The organism is Homoserinimonas sp. (genome assembly GCF_056262345.1).
Genome location: NZ_JBACFR010000241.1, coordinates 1 through 16,987, shown reverse-complemented (window position 1 = coordinate 16,987; position 16,987 = coordinate 1). Strand labels below are relative to the sequence as shown.

At 65.9% G+C, this 16,987-nt stretch carries 18 protein-coding genes and 1 pseudogene; 9 read left to right on the top strand and 10 right to left on the bottom strand.

What is annotated here, in order from left to right; translation table 11 throughout:
- Nucleotides 1-518 (bottom strand): annotated as a pseudogene (locus tag AC062T_RS11645) (hypothetical protein); the annotation flags it as partial.
- A gap of 232 nt (nt 519-750) precedes the next feature.
- On the opposite strand from AC062T_RS11645, the gene AC062T_RS11640 reads away from it, so the two are divergent.
- On the top strand, nt 751-1,161 hold the full coding sequence (locus AC062T_RS11640) for a DUF1330 domain-containing protein (protein ID WP_476030207.1): 411 nt from the start codon (nt 751-753) through the stop codon (nt 1,159-1,161).
- Between the two features lie 19 nt (nt 1,162-1,180).
- On the opposite strand, the gene rraA is transcribed toward AC062T_RS11640, so the two are convergent.
- A complete protein-coding gene (rraA, locus tag AC062T_RS11635; RefSeq protein WP_476030205.1) occupies nt 1,181-1,684 on the bottom strand; it encodes a ribonuclease E activity regulator RraA in 504 nt (167 codons plus the stop codon).
- Between the two features lie 163 nt (nt 1,685-1,847).
- Nucleotides 1,848-3,896, bottom strand: coding sequence for a diguanylate cyclase domain-containing protein (locus AC062T_RS11630; RefSeq protein ID WP_476030203.1), 2,049 nt, complete (start codon nt 3,894-3,896; stop codon nt 1,848-1,850).
- A gap of 219 nt (nt 3,897-4,115) precedes the next feature.
- Between AC062T_RS11630 and AC062T_RS11625 the strand changes: the two genes are divergently transcribed.
- Nucleotides 4,116-6,233: a RecQ family ATP-dependent DNA helicase gene (locus tag AC062T_RS11625; RefSeq protein WP_476030201.1), complete on the top strand. Its 2,118-nt coding sequence runs from the start codon at nt 4,116-4,118 to the stop codon at nt 6,231-6,233.
- Nucleotides 6,234-6,245: 12 nt separating this feature from the next.
- Here the strand turns inward: AC062T_RS11625 and AC062T_RS11620 are convergent, their stop codons facing one another.
- Nucleotides 6,246-6,572 carry a TFIIB-type zinc ribbon-containing protein gene (locus AC062T_RS11620; protein ID WP_476030199.1) on the bottom strand — a complete coding sequence of 109 codons (327 nt, stop codon included), beginning with the start codon at nt 6,570-6,572 and terminating at the stop codon, nt 6,246-6,248.
- Between the two features lie 84 nt (nt 6,573-6,656).
- On the bottom strand, nt 6,657-6,947 hold the full coding sequence (locus tag AC062T_RS11615; RefSeq protein ID WP_476030197.1) for a hypothetical protein: 291 nt from the start codon (nt 6,945-6,947) through the stop codon (nt 6,657-6,659).
- A gap of 142 nt (nt 6,948-7,089) precedes the next feature.
- On the opposite strand from AC062T_RS11615, the gene AC062T_RS11610 reads away from it, so the two are divergent.
- The 3 genes from AC062T_RS11610 (at nt 7,090) to AC062T_RS11600 (ending at nt 8,445) form a co-directional block, all read left to right on the top strand.
- Nucleotides 7,090-7,623: a glutathione peroxidase gene (locus tag AC062T_RS11610; protein WP_476030195.1), complete on the top strand. Its 534-nt coding sequence runs from the start codon at nt 7,090-7,092 to the stop codon at nt 7,621-7,623.
- A 3-nt stretch (nt 7,624-7,626) separates the two neighbouring features.
- Entirely contained in the window at nt 7,627-7,914 is a 288-nt protein-coding gene (locus AC062T_RS11605) for a GNAT family N-acetyltransferase (protein ID WP_476030193.1), read from the top strand.
- A gap of 84 nt (nt 7,915-7,998) precedes the next feature.
- Complete coding sequence (locus AC062T_RS11600) at nt 7,999-8,445, top strand: MarR family winged helix-turn-helix transcriptional regulator (protein WP_476030191.1); 447 nt, start codon at nt 7,999-8,001, stop codon at nt 8,443-8,445.
- Between the two features lie 59 nt (nt 8,446-8,504).
- On the opposite strand, the gene AC062T_RS11595 is transcribed toward AC062T_RS11600, so the two are convergent.
- Nucleotides 8,505-9,005, bottom strand: coding sequence for a GNAT family N-acetyltransferase (locus tag AC062T_RS11595; RefSeq protein ID WP_476030189.1), 501 nt, complete (start codon nt 9,003-9,005; stop codon nt 8,505-8,507).
- A gap of 152 nt (nt 9,006-9,157) precedes the next feature.
- On the opposite strand from AC062T_RS11595, the gene AC062T_RS11590 reads away from it, so the two are divergent.
- Nucleotides 9,158-11,569, top strand: a complete 2,412-nt coding sequence (locus tag AC062T_RS11590) for a DUF5979 domain-containing protein (RefSeq protein WP_476030187.1) — start codon at nt 9,158-9,160, stop codon at nt 11,567-11,569.
- Between the two features lie 69 nt (nt 11,570-11,638).
- Here the strand turns inward: AC062T_RS11590 and AC062T_RS11585 are convergent, their stop codons facing one another.
- The gene (locus AC062T_RS11585; protein ID WP_476030185.1) at nt 11,639-11,998 is read right to left on the bottom strand and encodes an ArsR/SmtB family transcription factor; all 360 of its coding nucleotides are present in this window, start codon (nt 11,996-11,998) and stop codon (nt 11,639-11,641) included.
- Between the two features lie 87 nt (nt 11,999-12,085).
- Here AC062T_RS11585 and AC062T_RS11580 point away from each other — a divergent pair, with 87 nt between their 5' ends.
- On the top strand, nt 12,086-13,408 hold the full coding sequence (locus AC062T_RS11580) for an FAD-dependent oxidoreductase (protein WP_476030184.1): 1,323 nt from the start codon (nt 12,086-12,088) through the stop codon (nt 13,406-13,408).
- Nucleotides 13,409-13,421: 13 nt separating this feature from the next.
- Here AC062T_RS11580 and AC062T_RS11575 read toward each other — a convergent pair whose 3' ends face one another.
- Both AC062T_RS11575 and AC062T_RS11570 read right to left on the bottom strand, forming a co-directional pair.
- The gene (locus tag AC062T_RS11575) at nt 13,422-13,910 is read right to left on the bottom strand and encodes an N-acetyltransferase family protein (RefSeq protein ID WP_476030182.1); all 489 of its coding nucleotides are present in this window, start codon (nt 13,908-13,910) and stop codon (nt 13,422-13,424) included.
- A gap of 77 nt (nt 13,911-13,987) precedes the next feature.
- Nucleotides 13,988-15,010 carry an LLM class flavin-dependent oxidoreductase gene (locus AC062T_RS11570; RefSeq protein WP_476030180.1) on the bottom strand — a complete coding sequence of 341 codons (1,023 nt, stop codon included), beginning with the start codon at nt 15,008-15,010 and terminating at the stop codon, nt 13,988-13,990.
- Between the two features lie 194 nt (nt 15,011-15,204).
- Between AC062T_RS11570 and AC062T_RS11565 the strand changes: the two genes are divergently transcribed.
- On the top strand, nt 15,205-15,567 hold the full coding sequence (locus AC062T_RS11565) for a tryptophan synthase subunit alpha (RefSeq protein ID WP_476030178.1): 363 nt from the start codon (nt 15,205-15,207) through the stop codon (nt 15,565-15,567).
- Between the two features lie 82 nt (nt 15,568-15,649).
- A complete protein-coding gene (locus AC062T_RS11560; protein WP_476030176.1) occupies nt 15,650-16,381 on the top strand; it encodes a histidine phosphatase family protein in 732 nt (243 codons plus the stop codon).
- 23 nt (nt 16,382-16,404) lie between these two features.
- Here the strand turns inward: AC062T_RS11560 and AC062T_RS11555 are convergent, their stop codons facing one another.
- Complete coding sequence (locus tag AC062T_RS11555) at nt 16,405-16,908, bottom strand: VOC family protein (RefSeq protein WP_476030174.1); 504 nt, start codon at nt 16,906-16,908, stop codon at nt 16,405-16,407.
- Nucleotides 16,909-16,987: the final 79 nt, after the last annotated feature.

Genomic DNA, 16,987 nt, shown 5'->3' with positions numbered 1-16,987 from the left:
AGGGAGTAGGCGATGTTGATCACGCACAGTCCGTCACGCTCGGCCTCGTCGAAGCCTTCGGCGAGCGCCGCGAGCAGATCGCCGACTCGTCCGCGCCAGGCTGACCAGTGGGTGGGGTTGACGATTACGTCCGTGTAGCGGATGCCCGAAGCACTCTGCCGGGCGGCGAACCGATAGGCCAGGGCCGAGGCCTGTTGCGGTGTGCGGATGAGTCCGCACTGCCAGTCGAGAAAGCGGAGGAAGGCCGAAAGCCCGCCTGTGCCCACCCCGGAGCCCGCGTCAATTGTGTCGGTCGTGTCTGGCGCAAAGTGGGTGCCGAGGTCGAACAGCGTTGCTGCCGGACCCGGGAGTGCCACCCCGGATTCGCGAGCCAGCTCGATCAGGTCGATCAGCTCGAAGGTCCCCTCGAGGTGAACGTGAACTTCGGCCTTGGGTATCGAGCGAATCGTCTCTTCGTCGACGCGCTTCGCCCCCGGGGTGAGGTGCGCTTGGGCGGGGGCGGGCGGTGTCGTGGTCACGGTGTGGCCGTCTCTCGTTTCGCTGGAACGGATCGGGCGCTCGCGGGCGCCCCTGATCATCCTAGAACTTGTCAACAAGTTGAGGATGGCGTCGCAGTAGGTCTGCACAAAAGCAGAGGCGGCCCCGGCGACGTGCTGCGCGAATCGCGACAACTGCCGCGGAATCGACGCAGTCTCCCCTAGCGTGGTCGCAGTTCCGAAGCCCTCACCTCAGCGCCGAGCAGGAGAGTCCATGGCCTACATCGATATCAACCCGGATCAGCTCAGATCAGTGCTCGGCAGCATGCCGCCCGCAACCCCATTCGACATGCTCAACCTGCTGCGCTTTCGAGAGACGGCCGAGTATCCGGCGCAGTACGCGAACCAGCCGGTAGCCATCAGCGGCGCAGAGGCCTACGCGACCTATGGCCGTCACGCTCGCCAGCACCTCGCTGACATCGGCGCCGAGGTTGTCGTCATGGCAGAATCCCCCGGCACGCTCATCGGCCCCGTCGACGAGCAGTGGCATCAGGTATTGCTCGTGCGTTACCCGTCGATCGAGCAGTTTGTGGCCATGGTCACCGACCCGTCCTATGAGGAGGCGGCCGTGCACCGCACAGCGGCTCTCGCCGACTCGCGGCTCATCGTGACGCTAACGCGATAACGGTCTTCTCCCGACCGCATCATCGCTCGACGAGGATGCCGTCTTCGTCGCTCCACAGCGTGTGGCCGGGCACAAAGATCACCCCGCCGAATTCCACAACACCGTCCACCTGGCCCTCCCCTGCCTTCGCGCTCTTGCGGGGGTTGCTCCCGAGCGCTTTGACGCCCAACTCCAGCGTGCTGATGGCCACACGATCGCGGATCGCGCCGTTGATCACGACCCCCGACCATCCGTTCTGCACCGCCGCTGCCGCGATGAGATCGCCCATCAGGGCCGAGTCGAGGGAGCCGCCGCCGTCGACGACAAGCACGTTGCCGTCGCCTGGCGAGTTCAGGAGCGCCTTGACGATGCCGTTGTCGCGGTAACAGCGAACGGTGCGGATGCTGCCGGTGAAGCGCGGCTTGCCCCCCAGGTTGAGAAGCTGAAGGCTCACCGACTGCAGGGCATCCTCGTGCACGTCATAGAGGTCAGCCGTGGTGAAATCGGCGGTCGTGTCGGCGAGGCTGCTGTCGGTTTCGGTCATGACCGCAACGCTATTGGCCGGGCGCAGCGCACGAAAGGCGTTACTGATCTTGGTGCCACACGTTCTTCTCACCTGCCCAAGAACCCGGATTCTTGCGTCGCGCAGGGCACGCATGGTTCGCATGGTTCGCATGGTTCGCAGAGGGGCCACGGCCAGCGCAGGCTTAGCGAACGGCTGTGACGGGACCTCGTTGAGCAGGCTCGGGATGCACCGGCTCGTTTCCGCTGACGCAAAAGCGCGTGCGTCCTGCCTCTTTGGAGGCGTACATCGCAGCGTCCGCCTCGGCCATGAGGGCGTCGGCGTCGGTTCCATGCTCAGGGTAGAGGGCGATTCCGAGGCTCACCGACGCGTCAAGGTCGACGCCAAGAACGGTGACGGGCGTTTCGAACGCCGCGAGGATCGAGCGGGCCACCGCCTCCGCCTCTGACGCGTCGTTCACCTCGGGCAGCAACACCACGAACTCGTCGCCGCCCTGCCGAGCCACGGTGTCACTGGCCCGAACGCTCGCGCGCAGGCGGTCGGCGATCTCCCGCAGGAAGGCATCCCCCGCCTCGTGCCCGTGGACGTCGTTGACCGACTTGAATCGGTCGAGGTCCACGAACATTACGGCGAGACCGTTGCCGTGCCGATCGGCCATCGCGATGGCCTGCTCGAGCCGGTCATTGAGCACCCGGCGGTTGGGCAGCCCCGTGAGCTCGTCCACGAACGCGAGCTGTCGGATCTCTTCTTGATACCGACGAATCTCGGTGATGTCACGGAAGGTGACGACGGCTCCCGTGACCCCGCCGTTCACCGTGAACGGCGCCGCGCTCACCCCCACATGGATGAGGCATCCGTCCTTTCGCACGAACACCTCGTCATTGCTTCTGAAGGTCATTCCCGTTGTGGCGACGGCCCGCATGGGGCAAAACGCCGAAGTCGGTTCGGTATCGGGATGCGCGTGAAAGAGGGCATGGGCGTCGCGCCCGATTATCTCCTCACGCCGCCACCCGAGCAGCCGGGCGCATTCGGGGTTGACGTCGGTGATGGTTCCCCGGGAGTCCATCACGAACAGACCCTCCCCGAGGGTGTTCTGAATGGCTTCGAGCCTGAGCGTCGTCGCGGCCTCTGAGCGGCTCACCCGCAGACGCACGACCGTCATCTGGGCTGCGTAGGTGCCGAGCGCCAGCAGAACGACGAGGCCAGCAATGTAGAGGGCGAACGTCGCGGTATCGCGCACGATGCTGGCCGATGGCAGCGCCGCCGACGGCATCCACGCCACGATCTTCCATAGGTCGTCGTGCGCGTGGTCAAACCCGTGGGTCTCGTCTCCGGCGAGCCGCACACCAACGTGCGAGGGGTGGGCCGTGCCATACGCATAGATGCCGTCGGGCCCGCTGACCTCTCCGGTTTCGGCTGTGCTGATGGCTGCCCAGGCTTCGGGGCTGCCCGTCGCGAAACCGGTTTCATCACCCAGTACGAAGCCGAACTCGCCAAGACCCTCCGGGGCGACGAGCCATCCACCATCGGCGTTGAGCATCATCGGCAGCGAGCTATCGCTCATGGATTCGCGAAAGCGCTCCAAGAATTGGGCACCGTCGACGTAGATGACAACGAGACCCTGCCGAGCGCCCTCGCTGTCGAAGACGGGAGTGGCAAGCCGCATCGTTGGATGCAGGGGAACCGCGAATTCCGAGTCATCAACCTTGAGATCGAGGGGCGAGACATAGACATCACCAACCGCGAGGGTGCGGGTGTTGTGGAACGAGTAGCGGTCTGACCAGTCGGCGAGCTGATGCTCTGGCACCGGGGCGATCGCCCCGCCCTCGGCTTTTTTCACCACGAGCACCTCCCGCCCCTGCTCATCGATGTAGCGAAGCTCCTGGATGGAGTGCTTCTTTGAAACAAAGGCGACGAACAGTTCGGATGCCTGCTGCAGCGACGCTTCGGTGCGGTCGGAGGCGAGCTGGACCACTGCGGGGGCTGCTGCCGCAACGAGCACATCGCTGCCGAGGCTGTCGAGCCGGGTCTCGAGCCCGCGCACGGTGGTCTCTACGGTCGCCTGCTGCTCCACGGCCAGCTCGGCGCGCTCGCGCAGGGCCTGGTCAGAAAGGATCGCCACAAACACCAGCGAGTAGATGAGAACGAGGGCAACGGGCGCCACGATGAACGGCCAGAACCATCTCGTCCGTTCCGCGTTCGGGTGCGCGGAACCGACATGATCGGGTATCACAGTGGAACTATAGCTAGCTCCAAGGTCCGCCGAAGAATCCTGCTTGCGCCGCCGCGCGCGTCGCGCGCTTGTCCCCCGGTGCGCCTGCACCTCCCCCGAGAATTCGGAGGCTGACCTCGCGATTCGTCCCCCAAAGTGGCGGACCGGTTACTCGGCCCGTCTGGCCGGGCGAGGCGTGCGTGCAGCGCTCGTGACGGTGGCACCTGACAGGCTGGGGGGATGACCGACGAGACTCGAACCTCAGCCCTCCAGATTCTGCGCACCCTCGTCGGGTCGCCGACTGCCGATTTTCACGAGGGCCAGTACGAGGCCATCTCGAGCCTTGTCGACGGGCACAGTCGCGCGCTCGTCGTGCAGCGCACCGGATGGGGCAAGTCGGCGGTCTATTTTGTCGCGACCCTGCTGCTGAGGCAGCGCGGCGGCGGGCCCACCGTGCTCGTCTCACCCCTGCTCGCCCTCATGCGCGACCAGATCTCGGCCGCTGAACGCGCCGGAGTTAGGGCCGTTGCCATCAACTCAACCAACGCTCACGAGTGGGGAGACGTGGTTGCCGCGCTCGAGCGTGACGAAGTCGATGTTCTGCTCGTCTCGCCCGAGCGGCTGAACAACCCGACCTTTCGCGAGCAGCAACTCCCGGCGCTCGTGGCGCGTATGGGCCTGCTCGTGGTCGACGAGGCCCACTGCATCAGCGACTGGGGCCACGACTTCAGGCCCGACTATCGACGCCTGCGCGACTTGATCGCCCAGATGCCGTCGGGAGTGCCCGTGCTCGCGACAACCGCGACGGCCAACAGTCGCGTGGTTGCCGATATCGCCGAACAGCTGGGCGGCGCTGAGGTCGTGACGATTCGCGGCCCGCTGGCCAGGGCATCCTTGCGCCTGGGCGTGCTGCGCCTGCCCGACTCGAAGACGCGCCTCGGCTGGCTGCTCAGCCACTTGGGCGACCTGCCCGGTTCCGGCATCATCTACACGCTCACGGTGTCGGCGGCAGAAGACACCGCACGACTGCTGCGGGATGCCGGCCATGCCGTTCGCGCCTACACCGGTCAGACCGACACGGGCGAGCGTGAGGAATCGGAGGGGATGCTCAAGCGCAACGAGGTCAAGGCCTTGGTCGCCACGAGCGCCCTGGGGATGGGTTTCGACAAACCGGACCTGGGGTTTGTCGTGCACCTCGGCGCGCCCTCCTCCCCCGTTGCCTACTACCAACAGGTGGGGCGCGCCGGTCGCGCCACCGAGAACGCGGATGTTCTGCTGCTTCCGGGCACAGAAGACCGCGATATCTGGCAGTACTTCGCCACGGCATCCATGCCAGATCAGGCCCGCGCCGAACGCATTCTCTCCGCCCTTGAGCGTGAACGCCCCACCTCGACGCCTGCCCTCGAGGCCCTGGTCGACATCCGCCGCACCCCGCTCGAGCTCCTGCTCAAGGTGCTCGATGTCGATGGTGCCGTACGCCGCGTGCAGGGCGGGTGGGTCGCAACGGGCGAGCCGTGGACCTACGACGCCGAGCGTTACTCCCGCATCGCTGCGGAACGGGTTGCCGAGCAGCAGCACATGATCGAGTACGAGACCACGACCTCCTGCCGCATGGAGTTCTTGCAGCGCACCCTCGACGACGAAACAGCGACCCCGTGCGGGCGCTGCGACAACTGCGCTGGCGCCTGGTATCCCACTGCTATCGCCGCGGATGCTGCAGCGTCGGCGGCATCATCCCTCGACAGGGTTGGCGTTGCCATCGAGCCGCGGGCGCAGTGGCCCACGGGCGCGGATCGGCTCGGGCTGCCCGTCAAGGGGCGCATCGCTGCCGCCGAGCGACCGCTTGAGGGCAGGGCTCTCGCCCGCCTCACGGACCTGGGCTGGGGCGGCACGCTGCGCGAACTCTTCGCCCCCGGCTCCCCCGATGCTCCCGCTTCGGCGGCGCTCATCGCCGCATGCGTTCGGGTGCTCGCGGGCTGGGGATGGGAGGAGCGCCCGGCCGCGATCGTGACGATGCCCTCCCGGCGGCACCCGCAGCTCATCGAGTCGGTCGCCGCTGGGCTGTCGCAGGCGGGTCGGCTGCCGCACCTGGGGTCCCTGGAATACCTCAAGGGCGGCCCGGAGGGCGAGCCGGGCGGCAATAGCGCCTATCGTCTCGCCGGCGTGTGGGGTCGCATCGGGGTGCCGGATGCGCTGGCCGACGATCTTGCCGGTCTCGCGGCGACCAAGCCAGACAGCCCGATTCTGTTGATCGATGACCTCGTCGACAGCAGATGGACCATAACGGTGGCATCCAGGGCGCTGCGTCAGAGCGGTGCGGCCGGGGTGCTCCCCTTTGCGCTTGCCGTCGTGCGCTAGGGAGGCTCCCGCCTAGTCGAAGAGCTCGCTCAGCCAGCTGTCCTTGCGCTTTTTGTAATACGGAGCCTGCCCATAGGGCTGCTGCGCCTGGCGCTGATCACCGCGCAGCTGATCACCGCGCAGCTGGTCGCCGCGGAACTGGTCGCCATAGCGAGGGTCAACATAGGTCTGCTGCGGCGCGGCGGGCCGTGCGGGGCCGGCCTCGGCAGCGGCACGGTCAAGAATCTTGTCGAGCTCTCCACGGTCGAGCCACACGCCGCGGCACACGGGGCAGTAGTCGATTTCGACGCCGTTGCGCTCGCTCATTGTCAACAGGGTTGAGTCAACAGGACACTTCATTTGGCTCCCTAACGATGTTGGCCGCGAAAGCGGATCGATCAAGAGTAGCCGCGCGCTCCTGAACAGAAGCATGCACTCATCGCGCTAGCGAACGACGTACCAGCGCCCACCATCTCGGCGAGTCAATTTGGGGTGCAGGGGCTGCGCCACCGCATCCGTCGCCTGGATCACGTGCACGGCCACCCTTCGGGCAACGCTCTCGTCATCGGCGGTAAACCGGATCACGATGCGCGGCGCTCCGGCCACGATGCCGAGGTCGAAGGCCTCGACGGTGGTGAGGGCCGCGGCGGCGTCAGGCGCCGCCGGAAGCACCTGCTCGGGCTGCACCCCTGGCCTGGGCGCGCCGATGGTTATGGTGGTGCGGTAAGAGGCCATCCGCCAACGCTATCCCCCTCCCCGTCGCCGGTTTTCGCGCCATTCCGATGCCGCCGCCGAACCCTGGCATCACCCCCGTGAAGCTGCTCATAACCTGCGTGAATGCTCTCGCTCTGGCACCTCCCGGTCGTATGCTCGGGACATGACCGAGCCCACAACCGCTGCCGATCTCGCCGACATCCCCCTCACTCGAATCGACGGCACATCCGCGAAGTTCGGTGACTACGCCGACGGGCCTGTGCTCGTTGTCAACGTCGCCTCCCGCTGCGGCCTCGCACCGCAGTATGAGCAGCTCGAAGAACTGCAGAAAAAGTACGGCGAGCGAGGCTTCACGGTGCTGGGGTTCCCCAGCAACCAGTTCGCGCAGGAGCTCAAGACCTCAGAGGACATTTCGGAATACTGCTCGACCACCTGGGGAGTCACCTTTCCCATGTTCGAGAAGACCAAGGTGAACGGCCGCCACAAGCATCCGCTCTATGCGGAGCTTCACCGCGCCAAGGACCCGTCAGGGCTCGCTGGCCCCGTGGTGTGGAACTTCGAGAAGTTTCTTGTGCTCCCGAGTGGCGAAGTTCGCCGGTTCCGCCCGACGACCAAGCCCGACGACCCCGCGATCGTGGACTTGATCGAGGCGAACCTTCCCCCCGCAGAGAACGCCTCCGACGAGGGCGCGAACTAAACCATGTCGGCAGAGAAGAAGCTCAGGCACGAACCGGATGCTCAGCGCTACACGCTCCGCGTGGGCAGCGACCTCGTGAGCGTGGTTGACTACGCCCTCAACGGCGACCGGGTCTCCTTCACCCGCACCTATACGAATCCGGTCTGGCGCGGCCAGGGCCACGCGGCAGAAATCGTGGAGTTCGCCGTGAACGACGTCGAGGCCGCTGGCCGCACTGTTGTGCCGATGTGTTGGTACGTGGGCAAATGGTTCGACGAGCATCCCGAGCGCGCCTCGGTGCTCGCTTCGTAAACGAACCCTGCGCACGTAGGCGAACTCTCTAAGTGCCACACCCCTCCCTTTAGTTGAAGCGTCAAGTATCGGTAGAATGGGGCCATGGACGACACTCCCTGGCTCGATGACCGCCAGCTCGCCGCATGGAAGAGCTTCGTTGCGGTTGTCGAGCTTTTGCCGGGAATGCTCGACAGCCAGTTGCAGAGCGACGCCGGCCTTAGCCACTTCGAGTACTACGTGCTCGCGATGCTCTCAGAGGCTCCCGACCGCGCAATGCGCATGACCGCACTCTCCGAACTGGTCAACGCCACCCTGCCCCGCCTCTCTCATGTGATCAGCAGACTCGAAAAGCGCGGCTACGTCGAGCGCTCCAAATGCGCCGAAGACCGTCGGGCAACCAACGCGAGACTGACGGATGCTGGCTGGGCCAAGGTCGTCGAGGCCGCACCCGGCCACGTGCGCAACGTGCGCGCCGCCGTCATCGACAAGCTCACACCCGAGCAGCTCGACCAGCTCGGCGACATCTCCCGAGCCCTGCTCGCCGACTGACGGCGCCAGCCGCGCCGAGCTCCAGACGGGCGAACGTTAGCCACGCGGTGACCCGGTAGCTACAGCGCCATGCTCAGCACTCGGCGAACCGGGATGCTGCCACCGAGATCGTCGGCGACGCGGTGCATCCCGATTTTCTCCGCCACGCGCTCGGATGCGCGATTCTCGGGGTGAATGATGGCGACGAGCTCGGGCACATCGCAGTGCTCGCGAGCAAAATCACGGCAGGCCGCCGCCGCCTCCGTCGCGAGGCCCTGGCCCTGCAGCGCGGTAGCGACGTGGTACCCAACCTCGAGCGTGGCGACGCCGTTGACCTTCTGCCAGGTCAGCCCACAGTCGCCGACAAAAGCTCCCGCGTGAGTCTCGATGATCCAGAGGCCGAACCCGTGCTCTGCGTAGTTCTTCTGGTTCCAGGCGATCCATTCCGCCGCCCCCTCACGCGACTTCGGCGCCGCATAGAACCGCATGACCCCCGCATCCCCCAGCAGGCCGTACATCAGCTCAAGGTCGCGAGGAATCATGGGCCGGAATCGAAGCCGGGCGGTATCGGGAGGGAGCACTCGCCCAATCGTAGGCGACAACCCCCGCACTCCCCCAAGAATGTCTTTCATGAAACCCCCATGTGCGGTCACACGTTACGGGGGTATGGTCTGCCCCACCTCGTGTGAGTCGAAACGAGCAGCCATAACTCGTCGTAATCGGAAGGTCGACAATGAACGCCACCCCCGTGTCCGTTGCCCGTTTTCGCCCCCGCTGGGGTCGCAAGAGCCTGCTCGCTGTGTCGGCATCACTCGCCGCGGCCGCGCTCGTTCTGATGTCGCTGACGCCCGCTGCGGCGCGCCTCCCCGACGAGATACCGGCCAATGGCGCACTGAGAGGTCCCAACACGGAGATTGAGATTACTGGCACCGGGGCGGGGCAGACGGTCACCGGTTCTTTACCGCCGACCGTCATCGTGCCAGATCCTGCAACGCCCTATCCCCCGGCGCCCCCGGCGGGCTACGTCCCCGAGTCAACGTTTGCTGGAGTGATCGATACCGCCTCGGTCGCGGATCCTGATCTCACCGCACAGATGTACTGCATCAACCTACGCGTGCCCACATCGGTGGGCATCGGCTACGAGTCTGGCACCTGGGAAGAATCGAATGTGCCCAACATCGGGTACGTCACCTACATACTGAACAACTACTACCCGACCGTGGCCGCCCCCCCAGGGCTCTCACCGAACCAACAGGCCGCAGCGGTTCAAGCAGCGATCTGGTACTTCACAGACGGGTTTATTCTCGCCCCTGGGGGCCCGGGCCCTGGGGGCCAGGTGCGCGCAGCGACCGCTGCAATCATCGCGGCCGCCCAGGCCAACGGCCCTGTCGTGGAACCACCCGCGCCCGACGTTGCAATAACCCCCGCAACCGCAACTGCAGCTGAGGGAACTGCGGCTGGCCCCTTTACCGTCACGGCCACCGGCGCCACCACCGCAACCGTAAGCGTGCCGACTGGGTACGCGATGTACACGGATGCCGCCGCGACGACTCCGCTTGCCAATCCCAGCGACGTCGCCCCCGGCACCCAGATCTGGATAACCGGGCCAGGAGTGACAGGGGTGACAAGTGTGCTGAATGCGAGAGCCGCGGTCACGGTTCAACGCGGCAACGTTTATCTCTATGACGGCAATACATCCGGGCAAACGGATGCCCAGCGGCTGATCCTCGCCGATACAGCAGAACTCGAGGCGGTCGCCACGGCGGCGGTCGAGTTCTACGCCATCGGTGACCTCACCGTCAACAAGGCGTTCACGGGCGGGGCCGTTGGTCAACAGGGGGCCATCCAGCTCGCGATCGACTGTGGTGAGGGTTATACCTTTCCCGCCGACATCCCCGCGGGTGCCACCACGACGGATACGCAAACATTCGCCGGCATCCCCGCTGGTAATACGTGCACCGTGACCGAGCCGACGACGGGGGCGACCGCTCAAGTCCTTGTCACAACCGATGCGCCGCAGTCCGTCGTCATGGCGGACGAAGGCGCCGCAGTGACGGTAACCAACACCGTCGAGTTCGCACCCGGATCGCTGAACCTCGTCAAGGCAATTGCGGGAGGCGGAGCGGGATCGCAGGACGAGATCTCGGTCACCGTCAGCTGCGTGAGTGGCCTTGAGGACACGTTCGTTGTCCCTGCGGGCTCTGCGGCCGGTGACTACACCCAGACCTACGCTGACTTGCCCGCCGGCGATCTGTGCACGGTAGCCGAGTTGGCCACCGGCTCGAACACCATCGTTGAAGTGACAACGGATGCCCCGATCACCGTGACCATCCTCGCGGGCGCGCCCGTCGAAGCGCGGGTCACCAATACCGTCGAGTTCCGGCCGGGAGCGCTGAACCTCACCAAGGTTATTAGCGGTGCCGGAGCAGGCTCGCAGTCAGCGGTGACGGTGAGCATCGTCTGCGATAGCGGGCTGGACGAGACCCTGGTGATCCCCGCCGGGTCGGCAGCCGGTGACTACACCCAGCTCTATGAAGACATCCCCGCTGGCGCGGAATGCATCATCACGGAGCTCGAATCCGGAGCCAACACTGTCGTCGAGGTCGTTGTAGGCGACCCCGTCACGGTGACGATCGAGCCAGCCGAGACCGTTGATGCGGAGCTGATCAACACCGTGACGTTCCGCCCGGGCGCACTGAACGTGGTCAAGGCGATCACCGGGCCGGGTGCCGGACTGCAGTCAGCAATTTCGCTCTCCATCGAGTGCGACAACGGCCTGACCGACACGTTCGACATTCCCGCAGGGGCGACGGCCGGTGACTACGCTCAGACGTTCAGTGACCTGCCCGCTGGCACCGAATGCACCGTGACAGAAACCGAGTCCGGGGCCAATAGCACCGTGAGTGTCATCGCTCAGACATCGGTCACGGTGACGATTGAGCCGGGAGCCGAAGCACAGGCGAGGCTGACCAACACCGTGATGAACATCCCGTTCATGGGCGGCGGCGTGCTGGCCATGACCGGCGGCGGAGAGGCCCTTCTGGCTCTTCTCGCTGGAGGCAGCGCCGTGCTCCTGCTCGGACTCCTGGTGCTGGCGATGGCCAGGATGCGCGCAGCGCGTCGGGCACTGACCGCCGACGAGTAGTCCGAGCGGTGCGGGTGGGGTAGCGACTGGCGCCCCGCCCGCACTGCTGGGGGGTCGGCTCAACTGCGATTAGGCCGTGAGGTTCCTTGTGGCTTCGACGAGGACTCCTGTGGTGGACCGGTAGTACGCCCAGCGTCCCCGCTGTTCCCGACTCACGAGCCCCGCCTCAACAAGAAGCTTCAGGTGGTGGGAGACGGTGGGCTGAGAGAGGCCAACAGGCTCGGTGAGATCGCAGGCACACAACTCGCCTGCCGCGCTCCCCGCGATGAGTGAGAGCAGCTTGACCCGCGAGGGATCGCCGAGCGCCTTGAACACCTTGGCGAGATCCTGCGCAGTGCCGTCATCGATCGCGCCTTCGTTCGCCGGGCTGCAACACGATGCCCCAACCTCAACACTGGTTGGCCCACTGATAAGGGGGAGTGATGTCATGGATCCATACTGCCCCACATATTGACATCTGTCGATGTGTCAGTCAGGCTTGGTCACATCGACAATCATCAATCTATGGAGGTTGGGATGCATCCCGTAGCCGTCATCGGCGCTGGCCCTCAAGGTCTGGCCGCAGCCGCCCACCTACTGGAGCGGGGCCTGAATCCCCTCGTGATCGAGGCCGGGCCAAGCGCAGCCTCCGCGGTCGCCGAATGGGCCCATGTGCGGCTCTTCTCGCCGTGGCCCGAGTTGACGGATGCGGCAGCCCGCAGACTCCTGGAGCCGACCGGCTGGACTGCACCGACCAAGGGCTATCCGACGGGAGCGCAGTGGATCGATGAGTACCTCGCTCCTCTTGCGGATCAGCTCGGAGACCGAGTCCGCTACGGCGCTCGAGTGATCGGGATTGGGCGCAAGGGTCGCGATCTCTCAGTCGACGGCGGCCGTGCCGATCAGCCGTTCGTGGTGCATGTGCAGCGAGCAGACGACGAGGAAGAACGCATCGAGGTGTCGGCTGTGATCGACGCCTCCGGCACCTGGCTAAGCCCAAGTCCGGCGGGTGCGGATGGGCTTGCCTCGCTCGGGGAGAAGAAGGCACACGACGCGGGCCTGGTGGACTATCGAATTCCCAGCACGCAGGACGCAGCCGAGTTCGCGGGCAAGCATGTGGTCGTAATCGGGAGCGGCCACTCGGCTTCCACAGCGGTGAACACGCTCGTCCGAATCGCTCAGCGGGAGCCGCGCACCAGGATCTCCTGGGTCCTTCGGCGCGGCACTGTCGGCAACACCTTCGGCGGAGGCACCGCTGATGAGCTGCCGGAACGGGGCATGCTCGGCCAGCGAGCGAAAGAGGCCGTCGAAAGCGGAGTGGTTGATCTTCACGCCGGGTTCCGCACTGAGCGGTTGAGCATCGAGCATGGGCGAACTGTCGTCATCTCCGAGGACGGGCGCCAGCTCCCCGCCGCGGACAAGGTGTTCGTGCTCACCGGTTTCCGCCCGGATCTGTCATTCCTTTCAGAGGTCCGTCTCGATCTCGACGTGAGGCTCCAGGCGCCGGCCAGCATCGCCGCCGAGGTTGACCCGAACCTCCACTCCTGTGGCTCAGTCAGGGCAACGGGAGCGGCGGAACTTGCTCACCCCGAGCCTGGCTTCTACATCGTGGGGGCTAAGTCCTACGGGCGGGCACCGACCTTTCTCGCCCTCACCGGCTTCGAGCAGGTCCGCAGCGTTGTCGCGGAACTTGCTGGAGACAGGGAGGCGGCAGCTCGGGTTGAACTTTCACTCCCAGACACGGGCGTGTGCGGTGGATCCGGGGTCTTCGACGCCCCGGAGGACAGCGACCGCTCAGACTCCTGTTGCGCACCCGCACCGCAGCTCATCCAGCTCGGGGCGGCGCCCTTCGTCCGCTGACGAAGTCGTCTCGCTAGCGAACCATCCGCACTTCTTCGCCGCCAGTGTCGAACCCAGTGGCTTGGCGTGCACCCTCCAAGACAAAGCCATTGCGCTCATAGAAGGCTCGTGCCCGAGGGTTGTCTTCCAGTACCCAGAGGCTTGCTGGCCCATCGCTCACTACCGCGTCTAGGAGCGCCTGGCCAGCCCCGGATCCTTGTTCGGTCGCAAGAAGGTAGATGAAGAAGAGGTCTCGTTCACGTACTGGTGGATCGTCCGCGCTCGCCCCAGAGCCGGCGAAGCCAATGAGTTTGCCATCGCGCTCAGCGACGGCAAACCGATCAGCGGGGCGAGGCCGCGAGCAGATGGCGTCCCACATTGCAAGCCGCTGCTCGCGCGCCTCGTCACCCCACGCCGAGGGAGGGAACACGCTCCCGTAGGTCTCTTTCCAGGTCACCAAATGCAGATCCGCGAGTTCTTGCACCTCGTCGAGATGTGGTGCGCGTATCAAGAACTCCGTCATGGGTCCATAGCTTTGCGATGATCCCCAACCCTGTCAATTGATCGCGTGACCCTCGACCTGGCCCTCTGCGTTTGGCTCTAGCGCCAACCCGCCGCAGGGGCTACATACTTCACGATCGACTTGAGCAGGCTCGCGTTGAAGTCGACACCCATCTGGTTGGGCACCGTGACCAGCACGGTGTCTCCCGCCTGCACCGCAGCATCCGCCGCCAACTGCTCGGCAATGACGTCGGGCTCGCCGATAAACGAGCGGCCGAAGCGCGCCATCGTTCCCTCGAGCCTGCCGACCTGGTCTTTGCTGTCGGCCTGAGCGCGCAGCCCAAAGAAGTGGCGGTCCTCGTCAGTGACGAGCGGGATGATGCTGCGGCTCACCGAGACCCTGGGCTCGAAGTCGTGACCGGCCTCGGCCCAGGCGTCGCGGAAGATCTGAATCTGCTCTGCCTGCAGCTCATCGAACGGCACCCCGGTGTCTTCGACGAGCAGGGTCGAGCTCATGAGGTTCATGCCCTGCTCGGCCGTCCAGCGTGCGGTCGCGCGCGACCCAGAACCCCACCAGATGCGGCGCGAAAGGCCGGGCGACTGCGGCTCGATCGCCAGCAGTCCCGTCTGGCCGCCCGTCATCGCGGGGTCGGCGTGGGCCACACCCGCCTGGTCGATTGCGGCCCGAAAGATGGCGGTCTTCTCGCGGGCAACATCCGCATCCGTCTGCCCCTCTGGGGCGCGGTAGCCGAACGAGCGGTAGCCCTGCAGCGCCGTCTCTGGTGACCCGCGGCTCAGGCCGAGCTGCAGCCTGCCATCGCTGATGAGGTCCGCCGCGGCAGCATCCTCGGCCATGTAAAGCGGGTTCTCGTAGCGCATATCGATCACGCCGGTGCCAAGCTCGATGCGGCTGGTGCGGGCGCCCATCGCCGCAAGCAGCGGAAACGGTGAGGCCAGCTGAGGGGCAAAATGGTGTACTCGCACGTAGGCGCCGTCGACGCCGAGTTCTTCTGCAGCGACCGCGAGCTCGATGGTCTGCTTGAGGGCGTCGGATGCCGTGAGCACCTTGGACCCCGGAACATCTTGATAGTGGCCAAACGAGAGAAATCCGATGCGCTTCACGGGGGATGCAGCGCTCGCCGCCCCTCATCTATTCCGCCGTTCGGCGGCTGCTCGCCTGCGAGTGGTCACTTTCTGCACCAAAACGCAGGTTTTGGTGCAGAAAGTGACCACTCACGCGGGCGCGAGCCGAGGAGCACGACTCAATCCTGTGCAAGGAAGCGATTGGCCCCAGCCAGTGCGCGTACCCTTAACGGATGAGCGAACGACCCGAGCATCAGCACGCGGGTCATGCACGCCCAGAGCGGATGCCGCGGGGCCGCGTGAGCCTGGAACTGCTGCGAGCAGAGGCCCACCAAGAGCGCGACACGATCATCGAGGAGCGCCTGATCGGCGGCGAGGACCCGTGGCAGTTCATGGAGGAGCTGCCGAGCATCGACGAGCTTGTCGTGTACCTGCTGCGAGCGGATGCGATCAATGCGAACGACGGCCAGCGCCCCTCCCCCACCCGCGAGTATCGGGTGATGAGGCAGATCGCGCTGGAGCATCCCGACCTCACCCCCACCGTGTGGCGCATGCTCGATACCGACGGAACCCTCAGCAAGCACCACTGGTTCTAGCGCGCCGACGCCCGCGCGCCATCCCCGCCCGACCTGACAGCGGTATGGGTGCCGTCTCACGCCCCCTGGGTAGGCTGGGCCCATGCGTCTCATGCTCATTCGCCACGGCCAGACTCCCTCCAATGTGCACGGGCTTCTCGACACTGCACGCCCCGGACCCGGCCTCACCGAGCTGGGCCACGAACAGGCCGCACGCATCCCCGAATCTCTGGCGGATACGCCCGTCGACGCCCTCTTCGCCTCGACCCTGGTGCGCACCCAGCTCACCGCAAACCCGCTCGCCGCCGAGCGCGGACTCGACGTTTCCGTCTTGCCGGGCCTGCACGAGATCGAGGCGGGCGACCTCGAGGGCCGCAGCGATCGCGACTCCGTGGTGACGTACCTCAAAACCACCTTCGCCTGGGGCATCGGCGATCTCGACGCGCGCATGCCCGGCGGCCCAGACGGCCACGACTTCTTCGGCCGCTTCGACAGCGATATCGAAAGCATCCTGCAGACGGATGCCCCCACGGCGGCCCTCGTAAGCCACGGAGGCGCAATCCGCGTGTGGGTGGCGCGTCACGCCACCAATGTCGGCCCCAGGTTCGCGGCCGAGAACGCCCTCGACAACACGGGCATCGTGGTGATGGAGGGCTCCTTCACCGAGGGTTGGGTTCTCACCCGGTGGCAGGATCGCCCGATCGGGGGAACCGAGGTGGCGGATGCCTCGGCGGCAGATCCCACGGGCGAAGGTCTCCGCGGGGCAGCGGGCAGCGAAGAAGCTGCCGCGCTCGTCGAAAGCAACGTCGAGCGCATAGCGCAGCACCGCAAATAGGGGCGCGGCCCGCAACTGCCGCGCTAGGCCGTGCCCGACTCCAGGTGTTTGGGGTCACCGGCAAACGCGATTGCGAGTAGTGCCATATCGAGGCGCACCATGCCGAGCATCGCCTCCGTTGCTCGCTGCGCGGCGGCCCTGTCGTCGCTCGCGAGCATCTGCCCGAGTGATCTGGGCACGATCTGCCACGAGAGGCCATAGCGGTCTTTGATCCACCCGCACTGGCTGGCGACCCCGCCGCTGTCGAGCATCGCATCCCACACCCGGTCGATCTCAGCCTGGCTGTCGAGCTCGACAGCGAAGGAGATCGCCTCGGTGAAGGCAAACGCGGGGCCGCCGTTGAGTGCCTGGAACGGCGCACCGTCGAGTTCGAAGTCGACCCCGAGCACGCTGCCTTCGGCCTTGGCGGCGCCGTCACGATAATGCACGACCCGCGTTATCCGCGAGTTAGGGAACAGCCCGGTATAGAACTCGGCGGCCTCTTCTGCCTGGTTGTCGAACCAGAGGCACGGTCGCAGCGATGCCATCTCAGGTCTCCTCAACCGGATCGGTGATCACACCCTCCGGCTCGGCCGGCCGCACGATGTGATGGCTCCCGAGCTGGGC